Annotated in this window: 4 protein-coding genes; 3 read left to right on the plus strand and 1 reads right to left on the minus strand. The window is 69.6% G+C overall.

Annotated features, from left to right (window positions below):
• Positions 1-87: 87 nt before the first annotated feature.
• Complete coding sequence (gene mgrA, locus LCE31_RS36430; RefSeq protein WP_225022222.1) at positions 88-1,125, minus strand: L-glyceraldehyde 3-phosphate reductase; 1,038 nt, start codon at positions 1,123-1,125, stop codon at positions 88-90.
• 168 nt (positions 1,126-1,293) lie between these two features.
• On the opposite strand from mgrA, the gene LCE31_RS36435 reads away from it, so the two are divergent.
• The 3 genes from LCE31_RS36435 to LCE31_RS36445 all read left to right on the plus strand — a co-directional run bounded on the left by LCE31_RS36435 (position 1,294) and on the right by LCE31_RS36445 (position 4,877).
• On the plus strand, positions 1,294-2,055 hold the full coding sequence (locus tag LCE31_RS36435; RefSeq protein WP_225022225.1) for an isoprenyl transferase: 762 nt from the start codon (positions 1,294-1,296) through the stop codon (positions 2,053-2,055).
• 400 nt (positions 2,056-2,455) lie between these two features.
• Positions 2,456-3,775, plus strand: coding sequence for a PhoH family protein (locus tag LCE31_RS36440; protein WP_225022223.1), 1,320 nt, complete (start codon positions 2,456-2,458; stop codon positions 3,773-3,775).
• 397 nt (positions 3,776-4,172) lie between these two features.
• Positions 4,173-4,877 carry a transglycosylase SLT domain-containing protein gene (locus LCE31_RS36445; RefSeq protein WP_225022224.1) on the plus strand — a complete coding sequence of 235 codons (705 nt, stop codon included), beginning with the start codon at positions 4,173-4,175 and terminating at the stop codon, positions 4,875-4,877.
• Positions 4,878-5,175: the final 298 nt, after the last annotated feature.

The raw sequence follows: 5,175 nt of genomic DNA on the forward strand, positions 1-5,175 counted from the left end.
ACGCGCCCCCCAGGCATCCCCGTACCTCCCCGCACCACACCGCACTGCACCGCACCGCGCCGCAGTGACCCCGGGACCCCGCAGGGCTCAGCTCCGCCCCGCCCAGATGTTCGTGCCCTCGGTGTCGATGGCGAAGTTGTCGATCTCCGTCAGCTCTTCCGGGGTCAGCGGGGCGCCCGAGAGCGCCGCCACGTTCTGCTCGACCTGCTCCGGCTTCGACGCGCCGATCAGCGCCGAGGTCATACGCGGGTCGCGCAGCACCCACTGGAGCGCCAGCTGCGCCAGGGACTGGCCCCTGCGGCGGGCGATGTCGTTCAGCCCCTGCAACCGGTGGGTGACCTCCTCGGACAGCACCTCCGGGTTCAGGGACTTGCCCTGGGCGGCCCGCGAGCCCTCCGGGATGCCGTGCAGGTACTTGTCGGTGAGCAGGCCCTGCGCGAGCGGCACGAAGGAGATGCAGCCCATACCCGCGCTCTCCAGCGTGTCCAGCAGGCCGTCGTCCTCGATCCAGCGGTTGATCATGGAGTACGAGGGCTGGTGGATGAGCCCGGGCACCCCCATGTCCTTCAGGATGGCCGCGGCCTTCGCGGTCATCTCCGCGGTGTACGAGGAAACGCCGACGTACAGCGCCTTGCCCTGCTGGACGGCGGAGGCCAGGGCCCCCATCGTCTCCTCAAGCGGTGTATTGGGGTCGGGGCGGTGTGAGTAGAAGATGTCGACGTAGTCGAGACCCATCCGCCTCAGGGACGCGTCCAGCGAGGACAACAGGTATTTGCGCGAGCCCCACTCCCCGTACGGGCCCGGTGTCATCCGGTATCCCGCCTTGGTCGAGATGATCAGCTCGTCCCGGTACGGGGCGAAGTCCTGGGCGAACAACTTGCCGAAGTTGAGTTCGGCGGAGCCGGGCGGCGGCCCGTAGTTGTTCGCCAGGTCGAAGTGGGTGATGCCCAGGTCGAAGGCGCGGCGCAGGATCGCGCGCTGCGACGCCAGGGCGAAGTCGTCGCCGAAGTTGTGCCAGAGGCCGAGCGAGATGGCGGGCAGCTTGAGCCCGCTGCGCCCGGTGCGCCGGTACTCCATGGCGTCGTAGCGCTCGTCTGCCGCGATATAGGGGGAAGAATCAGTCACACGTCTTTCCTTATCACGTACTTGTGACAGACCGAGTTGGGTGCCCGTGCCGTACGCGCAGTAGTGTGACGACTTCGGGGCCCCGCCGCGGCCCTGTGCTCCGGCACACCGGCCATGGAGCCGTCGCGGCTCGCGGGCGATCCCCACACGACGGATGAGGTGGACCCAGTGAACCTGCGCGACCTTGTGTACCGGCTGTACGCCCACCGGGTCGAGGGACGTCTCGACCTTTCCCAGGGACCCAAGCACATCGGGGTCATCCTCGACGGGAACCGCCGCTGGGCCAAGGCGTCGGGTGGCACCACCGAGCAGGGGCACAAGGCAGGCGCCAGCAAGATCCAGGAGCTCCTCGGCTGGTGCTCGGAGACCAACGTGGAGGTCGTCACCCTCTGGCTGCTGTCCACGGACAACTTCGACCGTCCCGAGGAGGAGCTGACCCCGCTGCTCGGCATCATCGAGGACGCGGTGCGCGACCTCGCCGCCGACGGCCGCTGGCAGGTCCACCACGTGGGCACGATGGACCTGCTGCCCGGGGGGACGCAGCTGGTGCTGAAGGAGGCCGAGCAGGCCACGGTCGGCAACCGGGGGATACTCGTGAACGTCGCCGTGGGCTACGGCGGCCGGCAGGAGATCGCGGACGCCGTGCGGTCCCTGCTGCACGACCACGCCGCCAAGGGCACCTCGTACGAGGAGCTGGCCGAGATCGTGGACATCGACATGATCTCCTCCCACCTCTACACGCGCGGCCAGCCCGACCCCGACCTCGTCATCCGCACGAGCGGGGAGCAGCGGCTCTCGGGCTTCATGCTCTGGCAGAGCGCCCATTCGGAGTACTACTTCTGCGACGTCTTCTGGCCGGCCTTCCGCAAGGTCGACTTCCTGCGGGCCCTGCGCGACTACGCCGCCCGCCACCGGCGCTACGGCGGCTGAAGCACCGCGATATCCCGGCGGAAACACGCACAGGACACCCGCCCGGCGCGGCGCCCCGGCGCCTGCGGAACCGGTGCCCTTCGGCGTCCCGACACGCGTTGTTCACCGGCCCTGCGTCATATGCCATGGCATGGCGGCGGCCGGAAAAGGGAATACCCCTAGCAGGTCGGCGTCCGGAACGTACTGACCAGCCCCTCGTGGGCGGGTCGGCGGGCGTCGTTCTCAGCGGGCGGCAGGCTGCCGTCCGCCCGGGAGGCCCTTTGCACCAGGACGACCGTACGGTGAGTCGTACGGGCGACGTGGAGGGCCGGAGCTCGGCCCGCGCAGGGGCCAGAAGCCCGGCCCACCCGCCCGCGACGCCGTCGCATCCCCGACCTCATCCGAGGGGGTTCGTCCTTCCGTGGTGACCAGCTCGAAGCGCCGTTCCGACCGGCGCACGTATGTACTCGACACCAGCGTCCTGCTGGCCGACCCAGGTGCCATGTCCCGCTTCGAGGAGCACGAGGTCGTGCTCCCGATCGTGGTGATCACGGAGCTGGAGGCCAAGCGGCACCATCCCGAGCTCGGGTATTTCGCCCGGCAGGCGCTGAGGCTGCTGGACGACTTCCGCATCCGGTTCGGCCGTCTCGACGCGCCGCTGCCGATCGGCGAGATGGGGGGCACGCTCCGCGTCGAACTCAACCATTCGGACCCGGGCGTCCTGCCCGCCGGCTTCCGGCTGGGCGACAACGACTCCCGGATTCTCGCCGTCGCCCGCAACCTCCAGGCCGAGGGGTACGACGTCACGGTCGTCTCCAAGGACCTGCCGCTGCGCATCAAGGCGTCGTCGGTGGGCCTGCTCGCGGAGGAGTACCGGGCGGAGCTCGCCGTCACCGACTCCGGCTGGACCGGGATGAGCGAGCTCACGCTCTCCGGCGAGCAGGTCGACCTCCTCTTCTCCGAGGACACGCTCTACGTCCCCGAGGCGAGCGAGCTGCCGGTCCACACCGGCCTGGTGCTCCAGTCCGAGCGGGGCAAGGCCCTGGGCCGGGTCACGGCCGACGGCAATGTCCGCCTGGTCCGCGGCGACCGCGAGGCGTTCGGCATCCGCGGCCGCAGCGCCGAGCAGCGCATCGCGCTCGACCTGCTCCTCGACCCCGACGTCGGCATCGTCTCGATGGGCGGCCGCGCCGGTACGGGCAAGTCGGCGCTGGCGCTGTGCGCGGGCCTCGAAGCCGTGCTGGAGCGCAGGCAGCACCAGAAGGTGATGGTCTTCCGTCCGCTCTACGCGGTCGGCGGGCAGGAGCTCGGCTACCTGCCGGGCACCGAGGCCGAGAAGATGAGCCCGTGGGCGCAGGCCGTGTTCGACACGCTGTCGTCGTTCGCGGGCCGCGAGGTCATCGACGAGGTGCTGGGGCGCGGGATGCTGGAGGTCCTGCCGCTCACGCACATCCGCGGCAGGTCGCTGCACGACGCCTTCGTGATCGTCGACGAGGCCCAGTCCCTGGAGCGCAACGTCCTGTTGACGGTTCTGTCCAGGATCGGCTCCGGCTCGCGCGTCGTGCTGACCCACGACGTCGCCCAGCGGGACAATCTGAGGGTCGGCCGGTACGACGGTGTCGTCGCCGTCGTCGAGAAGCTGAAGGGGCATCCCCTGTTCGCCCATGTCACGTTGACGCGCTCCGAGCGTTCGCAGATCGCCGCTTTGGTGACGGAGATGCTGGAAGACGGACATATTTGAGCCTATGAGCTCATGGTGGGTCACAAAAGAACGGCGCCGCCCCGCAGAGCGAAGGAGCTTAGCGGGGCGGCGCCGTGCTGTGCGGGATTTCCACAAATCCGCTGGGGCAAACGGGGTGTGAGCTTTCCCACGCAACTGGGAATTGCCCTGCGACGTCGCCATCCGGCAAAGTCTTGCTTCCGTCAGGCCCCGCATGCGGCACACGAACACCAGGCGTCTCGGCGCCCCGACAACTCCACACCCGCCGCCGCATGCCGCCCGAGCACCACGCGGCAGTCCCTCCGAGGACTGCTCAACGGGCCCGTGTCTCCCGTGACCCAGCAGTAGCGGAGGCCAGTGCCAGGGGCACGATCGCGCCCGCGGGGTCACCGTGCGGGCGTTGCTGGAAGGAAACCGTGTGAGCCGGATCTCGGTACGGGGATTCGCGGTGGCGTCCGCCACCGCGGTCACCACTGTCGGCGCCGTTGTGGGTGTCGCCTCGGGCGACCCTCAGCACGCTTCGGGCGACAACGTCGAGACGACCGCTTCGGACGCTGTCTTGGCGGACATCCCCTCGGGTGAGCAGGCACAGGTGCAGACCGCCTCGCTCGCGCAGCAGGCAAGTGCCCAGTCGGCCGCCGCCGACCAGGCCGCCCAGAAGTCCGCCGAGGAGGCGGCCCGCGTCCAGGCCGCCCACGACGCCAAGGCCAAGAAGCAGGCGGCGGACGACAAGGCGGCCGAAGCGGCCAAGAAGGCGGAAGAGGCCAAGGAGGCCAAGAAGGCCGAAGAGGCCCTCAAGTCCGCGACCGCGTTCGCCGTCCAGAGCTCGTACTCGGCCTCGGACGTGCAGTCGATCGCCCGTCAGATCGTGCCGGCCGACCAGTTCCAGTGCTTCAGCAACATCGTGACCCGCGAGTCCGGGTGGAACTACACCGCGCAGAACCCCAGTTCCGGGGCGTACGGCCTGGTGCAGTCCCTGCCCGGCTCGAAGATGGCGTCCGTGGGTGCCGACTGGAGGACCAACCCCGCCACGCAGATCAAGTGGGGCCTCAACTACATGAACAGCCGCTACGGCAGCCCGTGCGGCGCCTGGTCCTACTGGCAGGTCCACAACGCCTACTGAGGGCGCGGGGAGGACCGTCCGCCGCGCGGCCGTGTCCTCCCGGTTCTCCCGCACCGCCTCGTGAAGCCCCTCGCCGTCCTTCGGCGGGGGGCTTCATCCGTGTACGGTCTGTCTCGAACGGCTCCCGGGGGGAGCGAGTGGGGAGAGTGACGGGGGAAAGAAGGAACGCATGTTGAGAGTGCCTTCGTGGCTGAGCCGTATGGGCGGGGAACTGACCAGGCTCGGTCAGCGGTTTGACCAGCGCAGAGCCGACGCCGAGGCGCAGCTCGCCGCCCCCGTCCCCGTGCCCCCGGAACCG

The sequence above is a fragment of the Streptomyces sp. 8L genome, from assembly GCF_020176795.1.
GTDB lineage: Bacteria > Actinomycetota > Actinomycetes > Streptomycetales > Streptomycetaceae > Streptomyces.